This is a genomic window from Streptomyces sp. NBC_00354 (assembly GCF_036106915.1).
Lineage (GTDB): Bacteria > Actinomycetota > Actinomycetes > Streptomycetales > Streptomycetaceae > Streptomyces.
Map to the genome: position 1 here is coordinate 5,877,757 of NZ_CP107983.1, position 15,021 is coordinate 5,892,777.

13 protein-coding genes are annotated in these 15,021 nt (G+C 73.8%); 4 read left to right on the top strand and 9 right to left on the bottom strand.

The features are described from left to right. Positions 1-46 precede the first annotated feature (46 nt). The 3 genes from OHT74_RS26970 to OHT74_RS26980 form a co-directional block, all read right to left on the bottom strand. Positions 47-1,282, bottom strand: coding sequence for a DUF4190 domain-containing protein (locus OHT74_RS26970; protein ID WP_328621646.1), 1,236 nt, complete (start codon positions 1,280-1,282; stop codon positions 47-49). 125 nt (positions 1,283-1,407) lie between these two features. Continuing rightward, positions 1,408-3,027, bottom strand: coding sequence for a multicopper oxidase family protein (locus OHT74_RS26975; protein ID WP_328621647.1), 1,620 nt, complete (start codon positions 3,025-3,027; stop codon positions 1,408-1,410). Positions 3,028-3,139: 112 nt separating this feature from the next. Continuing rightward, positions 3,140-3,712 carry a hypothetical protein gene (locus tag OHT74_RS26980; protein WP_328621648.1) on the bottom strand — a complete coding sequence of 191 codons (573 nt, stop codon included), beginning with the start codon at positions 3,710-3,712 and terminating at the stop codon, positions 3,140-3,142. Positions 3,713-3,783: 71 nt separating this feature from the next. Here OHT74_RS26980 and OHT74_RS26985 point away from each other — a divergent pair, with 71 nt between their 5' ends. Together OHT74_RS26985 and OHT74_RS26990 are read left to right on the top strand one after the other, a co-directional pair. Continuing rightward, positions 3,784-4,512, top strand: coding sequence for a DUF998 domain-containing protein (locus tag OHT74_RS26985; RefSeq protein ID WP_328621649.1), 729 nt, complete (start codon positions 3,784-3,786; stop codon positions 4,510-4,512). Next, positions 4,509-5,453: an alpha/beta fold hydrolase gene (locus OHT74_RS26990; RefSeq protein ID WP_328621650.1), complete on the top strand. Its 945-nt coding sequence runs from the start codon at positions 4,509-4,511 to the stop codon at positions 5,451-5,453. Before OHT74_RS26985 ends, OHT74_RS26990 begins: the two co-directional genes overlap by 4 nt. On the opposite strand, the gene OHT74_RS26995 is transcribed toward OHT74_RS26990, so the two are convergent. The 4 genes from OHT74_RS26995 to OHT74_RS27010 all read right to left on the bottom strand — a co-directional run bounded on the left by OHT74_RS26995 (position 5,438) and on the right by OHT74_RS27010 (position 7,801). Continuing rightward, complete coding sequence (locus OHT74_RS26995) at positions 5,438-5,857, bottom strand: CBS domain-containing protein (protein WP_266667574.1); 420 nt, start codon at positions 5,855-5,857, stop codon at positions 5,438-5,440. The two genes, OHT74_RS26990 and OHT74_RS26995, sit on opposite strands and share 16 nt — an antisense overlap. Positions 5,858-5,978: 121 nt before the next feature. Continuing rightward, positions 5,979-6,695 (bottom strand): DUF305 domain-containing protein, encoded by a 717-nt coding sequence (locus tag OHT74_RS27000; protein WP_328621651.1) that lies wholly within the window; start codon positions 6,693-6,695, stop codon positions 5,979-5,981. Next, positions 6,692-7,345: a DUF3105 domain-containing protein gene (locus OHT74_RS27005; RefSeq protein WP_266994107.1), complete on the bottom strand. Its 654-nt coding sequence runs from the start codon at positions 7,343-7,345 to the stop codon at positions 6,692-6,694. Before OHT74_RS27005 ends, OHT74_RS27000 begins: the two co-directional genes overlap by 4 nt. Positions 7,346-7,417: 72 nt before the next feature. Next, positions 7,418-7,801 (bottom strand): hypothetical protein, encoded by a 384-nt coding sequence (locus tag OHT74_RS27010; protein WP_328621652.1) that lies wholly within the window; start codon positions 7,799-7,801, stop codon positions 7,418-7,420. A gap of 218 nt (positions 7,802-8,019) precedes the next feature. Here OHT74_RS27010 and OHT74_RS27015 point away from each other — a divergent pair, with 218 nt between their 5' ends. Beyond that, on the top strand, positions 8,020-9,381 hold the full coding sequence (locus OHT74_RS27015; protein WP_266667582.1) for a glutamine synthetase family protein: 1,362 nt from the start codon (positions 8,020-8,022) through the stop codon (positions 9,379-9,381). Positions 9,382-9,467: 86 nt separating this feature from the next. Further along, on the top strand, positions 9,468-10,136 hold the full coding sequence (locus OHT74_RS27020; RefSeq protein ID WP_266667584.1) for a histone deacetylase: 669 nt from the start codon (positions 9,468-9,470) through the stop codon (positions 10,134-10,136). A gap of 63 nt (positions 10,137-10,199) precedes the next feature. On the opposite strand, the gene OHT74_RS27025 is transcribed toward OHT74_RS27020, so the two are convergent. Together OHT74_RS27025 and OHT74_RS27030 are read right to left on the bottom strand one after the other, a co-directional pair. Next, entirely contained in the window at positions 10,200-12,290 is a 2,091-nt protein-coding gene (locus OHT74_RS27025; protein ID WP_328621653.1) for a PIG-L family deacetylase, read from the bottom strand. 216 nt (positions 12,291-12,506) lie between these two features. After that, a complete protein-coding gene (locus tag OHT74_RS27030) occupies positions 12,507-14,546 on the bottom strand; it encodes a PIG-L family deacetylase (RefSeq protein ID WP_328621654.1) in 2,040 nt (679 codons plus the stop codon). Positions 14,547-15,021: the final 475 nt, after the last annotated feature.

Genomic DNA, 15,021 nt, shown 5'->3' on the forward strand with positions numbered 1-15,021 from the left:
CTTTCTGACGCGATGTCCTGGGCCCCGCACTTCTCGTGCGTTTGCGTCAGCCGATCGAGCCGCTGAACTTCGCGTTCGGCATCATGATTCCGGGCGAGATGTCGGCGCTGATGCGCTCCGTGCCCTCGGGCACCTCGAAGGCCACGACCCCGCTGGCGGACTCGCCCGGCAGGATGTCACCCTTGATCATCTTCGGGACGTCGCCGTCGAAGACGAGCTTGGCGGTCATGCCCTTCTCGTCGCGGACGTTGGGCATCGCGTAGATGACGTTGTGCGCGGCGGACGAGCCGTTGGTGATGGTGAGCGTCATCTCGACCGCATTGCCGACCTGGGAGTACCTGCTCTTCGTGACGTACTTCTTCGGCGTCGAGAGGGTCACCTTGATGCCGTTCGGGTACGTGTACGTCTCGCCGAACGGCAGCGGGGTCGTCATGCCGGGGACCTGCGAGGGCGAAGGCGTCGGCGAGGCCTTCGGGGTCGGCGGCATGCTCCGGCGGAGGTCGGCCGGCGGGTCCCAGTCGTCGTCGAGCCGGTCGTCGGCCACCTTCTCGATGACGAGGCCGGTGAGGAGGAAGCCGCCGACCGAGGCGCCGAGGCCGAGTACGGCGAGGACCGTGCCGACGACGGCCATCGTCTTGCGCCCGGCGCCGCCCGAGGCGCGGACGAGGGCGCCGATGCCGATGCCGGTGCCGACGACGGCGAGGAGGCCGCCCGCCCAGAAGACGAACGGGATGAGGCCCAGGACCACGGCGGCGATGCCGATGACCAGGGCGGCGACGGCCAGGCCGTTGGTGGCGGGCCGGGCGGGCGCGCCCCACGGGTTGCCGGGACCGGCGCCGGGGCCGGCGTGGGCACCCCAGGGGTTGGCGGGCGGCACGGGCGCACCGGGACCGCCGGGCGGCATGGGCGCGCCGAACGAGGGGGCCGGGGAAGCCGCGTGCAGGGGCGCGGTCGGCGGCGCGAAGCCGTCGGTGGGCGCGGGCGGCGCGAAGGCGTCGACGGGCGCGGGCGCGGGGGCGGGTATGGGCTCGGGCTGCGGCGCGGGGGCCGCGGCCGGCTCGGGCTGCGCTTCGGGTTCCGGCGTCGGCGCGGGCTCCGGGGCGGGCTGCGGGGCGGGCTGCGGCGTCGGCTCCGGCTCCGGGGACTTCTGGAGCGACAGCGGCTGCGCCGGCTCGGGCGCGGAGGGTGCGGAGGGTGCGGAGGCCGGCTCCGGTATGGGCGTGCCCGCGGGCTCCGTCGGCGGACCGGACGGGCTGCTGGGCGGGTTCGGGGGCGTGCTCATACCTGGCGGAAGTCCTCACGGGGGGTGGTGTGCGCGGTGATCACCAAGCCTGCCATGCGCCCCGCATCGCTCCAAGGGGGTTTGGCCCCCGGCCCGCAGGCCGGGGGCCGAACCCCGCGCAGCGGCTACCGCCGGTACCCGAGCACCGTCATCATCCCGGCCTCCGCGTGGTACACGTTGTGGCAATGCACCATCCACAGACCGGGGTTGTCGGCGTCGAAGTCGACCGTCAGACTCCCGTTCGGCAGGATCAGCGCGGTGTCCTTGCGCGCGCCGCCCCGGCCGCCGCCCAGCGCGAACGTGTGCCCGTGCAGGTGCAGCGGGTGCCACATCGTTGTCGAGTTGTTGAACTCCAGCCGGACCCGCTCGCCCGCCTTCACCGGGTGCCGCTGGTCGGCCGTGTACGGCTTGCCGTCGAAGGCCCAGTCGTACTTCTCCATCCCCCCGGTCAGCTTGATCCCGATCGTCCGGTCGGGCTCGCGCGCCGCCAGTACGGCGGGCTCGGCGGCGCGCAGCCGGTCCGCCGTCAGCGGCTTCCCGGCCAGCTCGGCGGGCCGGGTCGCGGCGGTGGGCGCCGCCCCCGCCCCCGTGCGCAGCAGGGCGAGCGCGGATGCCGGCCCGCCCTTGCCCTCCTTGCCCTCGGCGAGCGCGGTCAGCGGGAACACCCCGTCCTGCGCAGTGACCAGTACGTCGTACCGCTCGCCCATGCCGAGCAGCAGCGAGCCGGCCTTCGCATGCTCCACCGGGTAGCCGTCGGTGTGGGTGACCGTCAGTTCGTGGCCGCCGAGGGCGATCCGGAAGGCGGTGTCCCCGCCCGCGTTGACGATCCGCAGCCGGATGCGGTCGCCGGGCTTGGCCGTGAAGACCGACGGGTCCTGCGCCGTCCGTCCGTTGACCAGGTAGTGCGGGTACGCGACATCGCCCGGGTCCTTGCCGAGGACGTCGCTCTCCCCGCCCATGAGCAGGCGCGAGGGCCCGCCGCCGGCCGGGGGCTGCGAGGCCGCGCCGCCGTGGCCCGCGTGCCCGCCGCCCGACCGCATGTCCATGCCCTTGCGGAGTTCGGCCAGGACCGCGTCCGGGGTGGAGCCGTCGACTCCGTCGACCCAGTCGTCCAGGACCACCACCCACTCCTTGTCGTACGAGAGGGGCTCCTTCGGGTCCTCGACGATGAGCGGGGCGTACAGGCCGCGGTCCTGCTGGACGCCCGAGTGCGGGTGGAACCAGTACGTCCCCGGGTTCGGGACGGCGAACCTGTACGTGAAGGACCCGCCCGGCGCGATATCCCGCTGGGTCAGGCCCGGGACCCCGTCCATGTCGTTGCGCAGGGCGAGGCCGTGCCAGTGCAGGGAGGTGGCCTGCGGGAGGTTGTTGGCCAGGGTCAGGGCGAGGGTGCCGCCCGCGGTGACCCGGACCTCCTGGCCGGGCAGCCGGTCCCCGTACGCCCAGGAGCGGACGGTGAGCCCGCCGCCCAGGTCGAGCGGGGTGGCGGTGGCCGTCAGCTTGACCTCGGAGACCGGTCCGGCGGCCTTGCGGGCCGCCTCGGCGGCCTGGACCTCGGGCCCGGCGGGGTCGACGTAGCCGCCCGGCGAGGCGGCGGGGGAGGAGCCGCCGTGGTTCATGGAGCCGTGGTCCGGGCCGGAGCCGTTGGAGCCGTCGGAGCAGGCGGCGAGCAGCGCCGAACCGGCGAGGGCGGCGGAGGCGCCGAGAACGGCGCGGCGGGTGGGACGGCTGGGAAGAGAGCGCATGGAAGCACCTCGTGGTGTGGTCGTAAGAGCAGATGGGCGCCGTCTGCTGCCGCTGCTCGGGCCCGGCGCGCGGGGCGCGTGCAGGCATGCGGGGGCGGCAGCGGGCCCGTCGCTATACGCGCAGTACCGCCAGCCTCGTGAGGAGTTCGCGGGGCGAGGGCGGGTCCGGCCCGCCGGACCGGCCCGGCCCGCGGGCCGCACCCCCGAGCGGCGCGGCGTCGCGGAGGCCGGCCGGTCCGGCGCCCAGGATCAGCAGGGTGAGTCCGCCGAGCACGGCCAGGCACACCGACATGGGGTCCATGCCGGAGCCGGGCGGCGGGGACTCGGCGGCGGGCCCCCGGTCGTGGGAAGCGTGCGCCGGGACGGTGAGCGTGCCCGCGCCAGGGCCCGTGACCATGCCTGCGCCTGCGCCTGCGCCTGCGCCCGCGACTGTGTCCGCGACCGCGCCCGCGACTGTGTCCGCCCTGTCGGCGGACGCGTGGCCCGGCGCGTGGACCGGCGTGTGGTCGGCGGCACGCCCGGCCGAGGCAACGGCGACGGCCGGAGCCGCGTCCTCCATGGTGTGGGACCGACTCGGATGGCCCAGGGTGTGCATGGTGACGATGCCCAGGAGCAGCGCAGCGAGCAGCAGCAGCCGGGGCCACCGGGCTGCTCGCCGGTCGGTGCGCAGGGCAGGGCGCGTCATGGGCGGAACCCTACCCCGGGTGGGTATCTGATCGTAGGACCGGGTCTGCCGTGTTGAGGATGATGCGCAGTATGTCCACAAAAGCCGAAAAGGGGCTGAGGGGGCTGAAGGGGCTCTTCGCGAACAGTGCGTGGCCGGTCGCCCTCCTCATCGGCCTGGGCGCCGCCGCGTACACCGCGTGGGTGCTCGAAGTCGTCCTCTCGACCGGCCTGAACCCCATCGAGACGTACGTCAGCGAGCTCGCCGCCCAGGACCAGCCGCTCGGCGGCCTGTTCCGGGCCACCGACTTCACCGCCGGACTGCTCGCCTTCGCGGGCGGCCTGCTCGCCCTGGCCGGGCTGCTGCGCCGCGACGGATCCCGCCGCCCCTGGTCGGTCGTGGGCTGGGCGGGTGTCACCCTCTTCGGCGCGGCCACCGCCGCCGACGCCTGGCTGCCGCTGAGCTGCACACCCACCGTGGACCCCGTGTGCGCGGCCCGGGAGACCGCCGGCCTGGTCCCGGCCACCCACCAGGCGCACGCCGTCAGCAGCAGCCTCGCCATGACCGGCGCCCTCGTCGGGATCGTCGCCCTCACCGTCGCCGCCCGCCGCTACGGCCGGCTCGCCCCGCTCGCCCGCTACGGGCCCGTCCTGGTCGCGCTGGAACTGCTCGCCACCGCCTGGACCCTGTCCGCCATCGCGCTGTTCACCGCCGGGCGCGGGACCTGGGCGCTCGGCGCAGGGCAGCGGCTCCAGGTGCTGCTCGTGGCGCTCTGGCTGGGCCTGCTCGCGTACTCGGTCCACAAGGAGCGCCGCACATGACACGGCACACGACCGCACACGGAATCGGCACCGCCCGGACCGGCCGCTTCGTACCGGTGGACGGCGTCCCGCTGCACGTCCTCGTGGAGGGGAGCGGGCCGCCCGTGGTGCTGAGCGCCGGGCTCGCCATGGCCTGGTTCGACTGGGATCCCGTCGCCGCGCTGCTCGTCGCGCAGGGCCGCACCGTGGTCCGCTTCGACCGCCCCGGGCACGGGCTGAGCGCCCCCGCCACCGCTCCGGCGACCGCCGCCGGGGAGGCCCGCCGCATCGCCGGACTGCTCGACGCGCTCGGCCTGCCCGGCCCGGTCACCGTCGCCGGGCACTCGATCGCCGGGTTCCACGCAGAGGCCTTCGCCCGCCTGTACCCCGAGCGCACCGCCGCCCTGGTCCTGGTCGACACCAGCATCGAGGAGGACCCCCGTACGGTCTGGCCCGCCGGGCTGCGCACCGCCGTCGCCCGCGTGCTCGGCCGGGCCCTGACCGCCGCCGGGCTGCCCGCCGCGCTCGGTCCGCTCGCCCGCCGCGCCGCCGTACGGGCCTCCCGCACCGGCGGCTGCGACCCAGCCGCGCGGGACCTCGTACGACGCTGCTACCGCACCGGCCGGGTCTGGCGCGGCGCCCTGCTGGAGAACTCCCGCTACCCCGACACCGCCGCCGAGGTCCTCGCGCTGCGGACCGGGCGCCCGCCGGCCGCGCCCGTCACCGTCCTCACCGGGTACGACGGCTCGGCCGGGCGGGGGGCCCTGCGCTGGTGTGAGCGCCAGGCGGAGCTGGCCGACCGGCTCGGCGCCCGCTTCGAGGTCGCCGAACCGGCGGGGCACCTGGTCATGCTGGACCGCCCGGGCCGGGTGGCACGGGCGATCCTGGACGCTGCGGAAAGGGAGCCTGGCGGGGCGGATCAGCCGGGCCGGGCGGATCGGCCGGGTCAGCGCGCCGCGTAGACCTTCTCCACGAAGCCCGCCAGCTGGTGTTCGTCGAGGTGCTGGGCCAGGTCGGCCTCGCTGATCATGCCGACCAGCTTCTTGTCCTTGATGACCGGGAGCCGCTTGATCCGGTGGCTCTCCATCTCACCCAGAACGTCGGAGACGTCCGCGCCCGCGTCGATCCAGCGCGGGGTGCCCTTGGCCATGTCACCGCAGGTCATCTCGGACGGGTTCAGACCCTGGGCCACACAGTTCACGACGATGTCGCGGTCGGTGATGATGCCGCAGAGCCGCTCGGCGGCGTCGCTGATGGGCAGGGCGCCCACATTGAGCCGGCTCATCAGCTGAGCGGCCTTGTCCAGAGTCGCGGTGGCGGGGATCCACTGGGCCCCGGGGTGCATGATGTCTGCCGCGGTGGTCATTGGTTACCTCCCTGACTGCCGATGCGGCCGGGCGCGGATGCGCCCGCCTCGGCACCCTCCGCAGGCCGGTGGGGGAGGGCCTGATGAGGACGCCCTCCCACCACCGTACGGGCGTGGCCCGTCACCCGCGCGGCGCAGCTCCTCGCTGTTTCAGCATGTCCGCCATGAGGGTGAGCTCCGACTGCTGCGCCTCGACCATCCCCCGGGCCAGATCCCGCTCGGCGGGGGTCTTGCACTGCGTCGCACAGCCCCGGGCCATCGCGACCCCGCCCTTGTGGTGGTCGGTCATCAGCTGGAGGTAGAGCACCTCGGCGTCCCGGCCCTCGGCGGCGCCGAGCTGCGCGAGCTCCTCCTTGGTGGCCATGCCGGCCATCAGCGCGCCGGGTTTGGCGGCGGCACCGCCCGTGTCGTGCCCGGCCATGTCGTGGCCGCCCGCGTCCTGCCCGCCCGTGCCGTGCCCGGTGTGGCCGCCGTGCTGGTCCGCGGACCCCATCCAGGACATCGGCGGCTCGTCGGCCACCACCTTCGGCAGCCCCCACAGGTCCAGCCAGCCCAGCAGCATGCCCCGCTGGTTGGCCTGCGTGTTGGCGATGTCGTACGCGAGCCCGCGCACGGGCTCGTCCTGGGTGCGGTCCCGCACGATGAACGACATCTCCACCGCCTGCTGGTGGTGCACGGCCATGTCCCGGGCGAAGCCCGCATCCGGTGAGTAGAGGCCCGGTGCGCGGGCCGACGTACCGTCGCCGTCACCGTCGCTCGCGGCGGTGACCGTGGCCCCCGCCGCGAACAGCAGCGCGAGCAGGACGGCGGTCCCGGCCGCCCAGTACGTACGGGTCACTTCTCGGCCAGCCCGCTGGTGCAGGCCGCACCCGGCTCGGGGGTCTGCGGGCCCTGCACGTACTTGGTGAAGAACTGCGCGACGCGGGGGTCGTCCGCCTTGTCCACCGTCAGCTGCTTGCCCCAGGCGCTCAGCGTGATCGTGCCGGCCTGCTCCTTGACCGGGCTCATCAGCGTGTACGGGGTCTTGGCCACGGTCCCGGCGAGCGCGTCGAGGTCGCCCTTGGCGGCCTTCTCGTTGTACGTCACCCAGACCGCGCCGTGCTCCAGCGAGTGGACGGCGTTGACCTCGGGGACCGGGTTCTTGTAGACGTCGCCGTTGCAGTTCATCCAGCGGGGGCTGTGGTCGCCGCCGACCGGCGGGTTCATGGGGTACTTCACCGGGGTGTCGACGTGGTTGCGGCCCAGCGCCTTCGCGTCCCAGGTCTGCTCGCCGTTCACCGGAGCCTTGCGGGCCGCCGCCTCGGCGTCCTTCTTCTCCTGCTTGTCGATCAGCACCCACGCGCCGAAGCCGATGAGACCGGCGGCGACGGCCACCGAGACCGTGATCGCGATGGCCGCGTTGCGCCGGTCGCGGGCCCGCTCGGCGCGGCGCATCTCGGCTATGCGGGCCTGGGGGGAGTTGCTGTCGTACGGGGTCCTGCTGGCCATGTGCCCTGAATCCTTCTGCTGAGGGGGGTGGAGGGATGGATCCGGTGGAGCGCGGTACGGCGCCCGGACCGGTCAGGTCCGCAGCACTTGGAGGGCATGGAGGTCGGGGGCCCGGGCGAGCGTCCCGTGCGGCCGGGCCGGCCCGCCGCCGGCGGCGCGCCCGACGGGATCCGGGGCGGAGTCCGCCACGGTCACGGCGGGCGGCGGGGCGGGCAGTACGCCGGGGGCCACGTGCGAGAAGGGGGAGCAGCCGGGCGGCTCGTCGGGGGACACGCAGACGGCGCGTGTCCCGTGCCCGCCGGCGGGCCCTCGTACGGCCGACACGCCGGCCGGGGCCGTCGCGGCGGTCGCGCCGGACACGGCGGTGACGGCGTGCGGCTCACCCGGCCGTACGCACAGGAACAGCGCTCCGAGCAGCACGCAGAGGGCGACCGTGATGACGGCGCGCCGAGGCATCCGACGCCCTGCGCGCCCGCGCCGCATGTGCTCCCAGCCCCCCATGGGCGCAGATGGTAATGCTCATGACGGGTCCGAGGTCAGTGCGGGGGTGCCACGAGGTTTCAGAGGTGCGTAATGTGGCGGAAACCACGGCTGGCGATACTGGGCCCGCCCGACTGTGCCCCCGCCCTCGGGGGAGGTGGTGCACAGGCCGTCTGAACTGCGAGGATGAAGGCATGGACAAGCAGCAGGAATTCGTCCTCCGGACGCTCGAGGAGCGCGACATCCGGTTCGTGCGCCTGTGGTTCACCGACGTACTGGGCTTCCTGAAGTCCGTCGCGGTCGCCCCCGCCGAGCTGGAGCAGGCCTTCGACGAGGGCATCGGCTTCGACGGATCGGCCATCGAGGGCTTCGCGCGGGTCTACGAATCCGACATGATCGCCAAGCCGGACCCCAGCACGTTCCAGATACTGCCGTGGCGCGCCGAGGCCCCCGGGACCGCCCGGATGTTCTGCGACATCCTGATGCCGGACGGGTCGCCGTCCTTCGCGGACCCGCGGTACGTCCTCAAGCGCATCCTGAACAAGACCTCCGACCTGGGCTTCACCTTCTACACCCACCCCGAGATCGAGTTCTTCCTGCTGAAGGACAAGCCGCTGGACGGGACCCGCCCGGTACCGGCGGACAACTCTGGCTATTTCGACCACACTCCGCAGAACGTCGGCATGGACTTCCGCCGCCAGGCGATCACCATGCTCGAATCCATGGGCATCTCGGTCGAGTTCAGCCACCACGAGGGCGCCCCGGGCCAGCAGGAGATCGACCTCCGCTACGCGGACGCGCTCTCCACGGCGGACAACATCATGACCTTCCGCCTCGTCATGAAGCAGGTCGCGCTCGAGCAGGGCGTCCAGGCCACCTTCATGCCGAAGCCGTTCTCCGAGTACCCCGGCTCGGGCATGCACACCCACCTCTCCCTCTTCGAGGGGGACCGCAACGCCTTCTACGAGTCGGGCGCCGAGTACCAGCTCTCCAAGGTCGGCCGCTCCTTCATCGCGGGCCTCCTGAAGCACGCGGCGGAGACGGCCGCGGTCACCAACCAGTGGGTCAACTCCTACAAGCGCATCTGGGGCGGCTCCTCCCGCAGCGCCGGCGCGGGCGGCGAGGCCCCCTCGTACATCTGCTGGGGCCACAACAACCGCTCGGCCCTGATCCGGGTCCCGATGTACAAGCCGGGCAAGACGGGCTCCTCCCGGGTCGAGGTCCGCTCGATCGACTCGGGCGCCAACCCGTACCTGACCTACGCGGTGCTCCTCGCGGCGGGCCTCAAGGGCATCGAGGAGGGCTACGAACTCCCGGCGGGCGCCGACGACGACGTCTGGGCCCTCTCCGACGCGGAACGCCGCGCGATGGGCATCGAACCCCTCCCGCAGAACCTCGGCGAGGCCATCGCCCTGATGGAACGCAGCGAACTGGTCGCCGAAACCCTCGGCGAGCACGTCTTCGACTTCTTCCTGCGCAACAAGAAGCAGGAGTGGGAGGAGTACCGGAGCGAGGTCACGGCCTTCGAACTCCGCAAGAACCTCCCGGTGCTGTAAGGGCAGGTCAGAGCCTTTTCCGGGCCGGAACACCACTCGGGGCCGGCGGCGCGACGCCGTCGGCCCCGAGGTGCGAGGACACGCGTATGACCGTGCACACCGCGACGCCGCTCGACGGGGCGCTGCCCATGCCCGAGCGGGTCTGGTACGCCTCCTACGGCTCCAACATGCACATGGACCGCCTGGCCGCGTACATCGCCGGGGGGACCCCCGCCGGCGCGGCGCGCACCTATCCGGGCTGCCGGGACCGGCGGGCGCCGGAGCGCTCGCTCGCGGTCGAGCTGCAAGGCCGCCTGTACTTCGCCACGGAGTCCGCCGTGTGGGGCGGGGGCCGCGGGCTGTACGACCCGACGGCTCCGGGGCGGATGCGCGGGCGGGCGCACCTGGTGACGGTCGGCCAGGTGTCCGACATCGCCGCGCAGGAGATGGGCGACGAACCCGGGACGGACCTCGACCTCACGGCGGCGCTGCGGCACGGCCGCGATGAACTCGGGCCGGGGCGGTACGAGACGCTGATCTGCCCCGGCACGATCGAGGACATCCCCGTCCTGACGTTCACCGCGCCGTGGACGCTCGGCGAAGTCGACGTACTCCCGCCCTCTGCCGTGTACCTGCGCTACCTGGCCGGCGGCCTCCTGGAGTCCGGCCCCTGGGAGGAGCAGGACATCGCCGAGTACCTGGCCGCCTGCCCGGGCGCCGCCGGTCACTGGACGCCCGAGCAGGTACGGGAGCTGCTGGTTTCCGGGAGTTGCTGACCTCCGGGAGTGGCCGGCCTCCGGGAGTGGCCGGCCTCCGGCTTCGGCCGGTGACGGGCGGGGTTACGCCGGAGGGACCGCCCGGTGCCAGGTGGTGCGGGAGGGGTGGGCGGGGTCCGGGGTGGCGGGCGGGGTCGTGGTGATGTGGAGTTCGGCGTCCAGGCCCAGGACCGCCGTCGTCGTCGCGCCCGCCGGTTCGAGGATGCCGGCCGGGGCGCCGGCGAAGAGCATCTTCGACTCCGTCCACGCGGGCGGGCCGCCGAGGCCCGTCGTGCTGACCGTGCCCGTGTCCGCGCGGCCCGACAGGAGGCGGCCCGCGACGCCGACCGCGCCGTAGCCCGCCCGGCCGCCGGCCTCCGAGACGCTGGAGACCTGCGGCTTGCCGGAGCCCGCCGTGACCAGGGCCGTACGGACGACCCCCGAGTCGGGGCGGCGGAAGTAGAGCCGGATGCCCGCGCCCTCCGGGGCCGCCGAGAGCGGGACCGTGGTGGCGGGCAGGCCCGTCTGGAACGGTCCCTCGAGCGGGGCCCCCGGGGCGGGCTGGGTCCAGGCCAGGACCGACTTGGTGGTGGCCGCGTACACCTGGCGCCGCCCGGCGGCGTCGACCGCCGTCACCGGGTCGCTCTGCAGGTCCTCGCCGCCCAGGTGCTGCCAGGGGCCGAAGGCGCCGTCCGGCTGCTGCTCGCGGGCGCGCAGCGTGCGGCGGGAGTCGCGGACGTAGACGGTCAGCCGGCCGTCCGGGGCCACGGCCGCCGAGGGCGCGCTGATGGCGGAGGTGCCCTCCTCGTCGGCCCCCTCGGGGGTGCCGAGCGACTGCCACGGCCCGAACGGGCCGTCCGGCGCGGCCTGGACGGCGTACACGATCTCGCGCCGGTAGTCCGCGGGCGCCGGGCCGAAGACCGTACGGGTGGCGAGGACCGCTGTGCGGCCGTCGGGGAAGCGGGCCGTGCTCGCGCCCGGGTCGATGCCGGTGCCGGGGAGCAGGACCGGGCCGGTCCAGCCGGCCGGGCCGTTCTGCCGGGTCCAGACGGCCATCCGGCCGTCCAGGGCGGCGAAGGCGTAGAGCCGGCCGGGGGCGCCCGCCACCAGCCAGGAGGTGGTGTCGGCGCGGGCGTAGCGCAGCGACTGGGCCCAGTTGCGGCCGGTGGGGCTGCTCGCGACCTTGCGGTCGCCGCAACCGGAGGGGCTGCCGCAGTAGTTCTGGTGGTCGAGCCAGGCGTACGTCTTGAGGTAGCCGATCTTCGTATCGGCCGTCTGCGGGTCCAGGGCGTGCGGGAGGGTGCCGTTGTGGTAGCCGAGGTAGTTCTGCACCGAGAACCGCGGGCGGTCGCCGGCCTGGGCGGCGTACGCAGCGGTGGCGGCCTGCACGAAGCGGGCGCCGTACATGTGGTCCTGGTGGTCGGTGTACTTGCCGGTGTCGTGGTACCGGCCCGGCGTCGGGTCCTGCATGCGTATCGTCGTCGGCCTGTAGACCCCGAGCAGCCCGGCTATCGCCTGTATCACCTGGTCCTTGGTGTACGTGTACGGCTGCTTGACCGGGCTTCCGGAGGACAGCTGGGCGCCGAGCGCGGGTATCTTGCCGTTCCACAGGCCGCGCAGGCTGTCCGGGTTCTCCGCGGTGGGGTTGCGGGCCTCGCGCAGCTGCAGCCAGACCAGGTTGACCTGCGGCCGGGCGATCAGCACGTCGAGCTCGGCCTGGCCGCCGCCCGCGGTGGGTATGACCGTGCGCTTCCACGCGCTGGTGCGGTCCCCGGTGGCCATCTGGGCGTAGGCGGAGCGGATGCCGTTCTGCCGGGCCTCCGCGTAGTGGGCGCGGTCGGCGGGCTGCTCCGGGTCCTTGGCGCCGGCCCCGTTGGCCTCGTTGCGGCCGTCGGCCTCGCCGGAGGTCAGGTAGACGGTGGTGAGCTGGAGCCCGGCCGTCAGCGAGCGGCTGAGGTCCGGGTTCATGAAGAACAGGTCGTCGTCGGGGTGGGCGACGACCTGGACGACCGATCCGGCCGTGGTGCTCGCCGGGAGCGCGACGGCCGGGTTCTTCTCCTGGGTGGCCTCGGCCGACGTCTGCTGGCCGGTGGCGACGGCGAGCACGCCGGTGGCACCGACGGTGAGTACGGGCAGGAGGGCAGCGAGGAGGAAGCGGCGACGGGCAATCGGCATCGGTCACGCCTTGGGGTCGTTCCGGGCGGGAAGAACGGCAGTTCAGTCAGTTCAGTCAGCTCAGTCAGTGAGAGGCCAAATCGGGGGACTTGGTTCACCGATGTGCTCGATGACTCCTGCTTTCCGGAAACGACCGGATGCGATTGTGGCGTGTGACCTTTTGATCCGTGTAAGTGCCCAGGATGTGGACGCACTTGGTCCGCCGGAGAAGGGTTCTCAGCGGCCCGTGTTCCGCGGCCCCACCGGCAGCCACGGCGCCAGGTGCGCGTTCGCGTCGTCCGCCGAGGAGGTCACGTACAGCCGCGCGTCGAGCCCTACCACCGCCAGGCTGACCGTGTTCCGGCCGGTCGCCGTGGAAGACGGGGCCCCGACGAACATCAGCGGCGACCGCTCCCACGGCCGCCCCGACCCGAGGTCCGAGCCCAGCTGACCGCCCGCCGTGCGGCCGGCCAGCACGTGCCCGCTCGCCGCCACCGAGCCGAAGCCCTGGAGCCCGCCGAGGTCGGTGAGGTGGTTGACCTTCAGCCCGCCGTCGCCCGTCACCAGGGCGGTACGGACGTTGCCCGAGCCCGGCTTGCGGAACCACAGCCGCACCCCGCCCTCGCGCCCCTCCGCGGTGAGCGGCAGCGTCGTGTCCGGCAGCCCCGTGGGCGTGGCCGGGCCCAGCGGCGCGCCCGGCTTCGGCTGCGCCCAGCCCAGCACCGACTTGGCCGTGGCCGCGAACACCATGCGCCGCCCGGCGCCGTCCGTGGCGGTGACCGGCGTGCCGTGCAGGTCGGCGCCGCCGAACTGCGCCCACGGGCCCCAGGTGCCGTTCGCGAGCTGCACCCGCCCGCGCAGGGCGGACGCGCCGTCGCGGACGTACGCCGCCAACTGGCCGGTGCCGTCGACCGAGACGGCGGGGGCGCTGATGTCGGAGGTCCAGTTCTCGTCGGCGGCCTCGGGCGTGCCCAGCGACTGCCAGTCCCCGAACTCCTCCGTCCCCGGGCCCTTCTGGACGACGTACCCGACCTCGCGCCGGTAGTCCGCCGGCCGCGCGCCGAAGGAGGTACGGGTGCCGAAGGCGGCGATCCGCCCGTCCGGCAGGGTGACGGTGGAGATGCCCGGGTCCATGCCGGTGCCGGGCAGCAGGCGCGGCCCGCTCCAGGCGCCGATCGGGCCGGACCGGTGCCAGACGGCGACCTGGCCGTCGAGCACCTTGAAGGCCCACAGGCCGTGCTCCTTGTCGGAGGTCAGCCAGGAAGTGCCGGTGCCGCGGGCGTAGTTGACGGTTGATGTCCAGCCGTTGCCGGCGGGGTGGTCGGCCACCTTGAGGTCGCCGCAGCCGGCGTCGCTGGCGCAGTGGTTCTGCCGGTCCAGCCAGGCATAGGTGTCAAGGATGTCCAGCTTCGCCTTGGCCTCGTCCGGGTCCAGGGCGCTGGGCAGGGAGCCGTTGGAGTAGCCGAGGTAGTTCTGCACCGCGAAGTGCGGGCGGTCCTTGACGTCGATGCCCTTCGCGTACGCGGCCAGGGCGGCCTGGACGAAACGGGCCCCGTAGAAGTGGTCCTGGTGGTCGGTGTACCGCTTGTCGGGGAACCGGCCGGGCGTGGGGTCCTGGGCGCGGACGGTGGTCGGCTTGTACTGCTCCAGGACGCCGGCGATCGTCTGGACGACCTGCTCCTTCGAGTACGAGAACCGCTGTTTGACGGGGGTGCCGGAGGCGAGCTGCGCGCCGAGCGCGGATATCTTGCCGTCCCACAGGCCGTGCAGGCTGTCGGGGGCGCTGTCGTAGACGGTGCCGGCCTCGCGCAGCTGCAGCCAGACGAGGTTGACCTCGGGCTTGGCGACGAGCACGTCGACCTCGGCGTGGCCGCCGCCCTTGGTGGGGACGACGGTGCGCTTCCAGGCGCTGCTGCGGTCGCCGGTGGCCATCTTGGCGTAGGCGGCGCGGATGCCGTTCTGGCGGGCCTCGGCGTAGGCGGGCTTGTTGGGCGGGGTGGAGGCCTGCTTGCCTTCGGTGGCGTTGATGCCGTCAGCCTCGCCGGCGGTGAGATAGACCGTGGTGACGGGGTGGCCGGCGGCTATGGAGTACCGCAGGTCCGGGTTCATGAAGTAGAGGTCGTCGTCGGGGTGGGCGACGATCTGCAGCACCCGGCCGGGGTCGGGCGCGTCGGCGGTGGCCGCGGGGGCGGCTTTCCCGTCGGCGATGCCTCCGCTCGCCTCGCCGGCGCGGAGCACGAACACGCCGCAGGCGGCGATGGCGGCACAGAGCCCCACGCCCTTGACGACCCGCCCCCCATTGCGCCGCCCCCGGCCTCGCGAGGATTTGGCCCTGCCGGCACGGCGGGAGGCCCGCCCGCTGCCCGGGCCGGCGTCGGCGCGTCGGCCGGCGGCTGCGGCTGCGTCTGCGTCTGCGGGGACGGCGGTACGGGAACGCCGTGCGGCCCGGCGGCCGCCGGGAGTGGGCGGCCGGTCGGTGCCGGAACGGCGCGAAGCGCGCCCGGTGGGTTGGTCGGTGGCCCCCGACGGGTGGCCCGGCCGAGCGGCTTCGGGTCCCGCCGGGCCCCATGACCATCCGGCCTGTCCCGGATACGGCGAGGCTCCCGGGTCGTCGGGGAGCCAGGGGCCCGGGGCGGCGGGTCCGTCGGGCATGTGCGTCCTTGGGGGCGGTCGGGCAGGGAGCGGGCCCGAAGGAGGGGGCACGTAAATGGAATGGGATGTTCCGAATAAATATTCAGATAGTCCGATAATC

What these genes read in the sequence shown, in the direction of transcription:
- OHT74_RS26970 (WP_328621646.1), bottom strand. Translation starts at nt 1,282, where the DNA reads ATGAGCACGCCCCCGAACCCGCCCAGCAGCCCGTCCGGTCCGCCGACG.
- OHT74_RS26975 (WP_328621647.1), bottom strand. Translation starts at nt 3,027, where the DNA reads ATGCGCTCTCTTCCCAGCCGTCCCACCCGCCGCGCCGTTCTCGGCGCC.
- OHT74_RS26980 (WP_328621648.1), bottom strand. Translation starts at nt 3,712, where the DNA reads ATGACGCGCCCTGCCCTGCGCACCGACCGGCGAGCAGCCCGGTGGCCC.
- OHT74_RS26985 (WP_328621649.1), top strand. Translation starts at nt 3,784, where the DNA reads ATGTCCACAAAAGCCGAAAAGGGGCTGAGGGGGCTGAAGGGGCTCTTC.
- OHT74_RS26990 (WP_328621650.1), top strand. Translation starts at nt 4,509, where the DNA reads ATGACACGGCACACGACCGCACACGGAATCGGCACCGCCCGGACCGGC.
- OHT74_RS26995 (WP_266667574.1), bottom strand. Translation starts at nt 5,857, where the DNA reads ATGACCACCGCGGCAGACATCATGCACCCCGGGGCCCAGTGGATCCCC.
- OHT74_RS27005 (WP_266994107.1), bottom strand. Translation starts at nt 7,345, where the DNA reads ATGGCCAGCAGGACCCCGTACGACAGCAACTCCCCCCAGGCCCGCATA.
- OHT74_RS27010 (WP_328621652.1), bottom strand. Translation starts at nt 7,801, where the DNA reads ATGCCTCGGCGCGCCGTCATCACGGTCGCCCTCTGCGTGCTGCTCGGA.
- OHT74_RS27015 (WP_266667582.1), top strand. Translation starts at nt 8,020, where the DNA reads ATGGACAAGCAGCAGGAATTCGTCCTCCGGACGCTCGAGGAGCGCGAC.
- OHT74_RS27020 (WP_266667584.1), top strand. Translation starts at nt 9,468, where the DNA reads ATGACCGTGCACACCGCGACGCCGCTCGACGGGGCGCTGCCCATGCCC.
- OHT74_RS27025 (WP_328621653.1), bottom strand. Translation starts at nt 12,290, where the DNA reads ATGCCGATTGCCCGTCGCCGCTTCCTCCTCGCTGCCCTCCTGCCCGTA.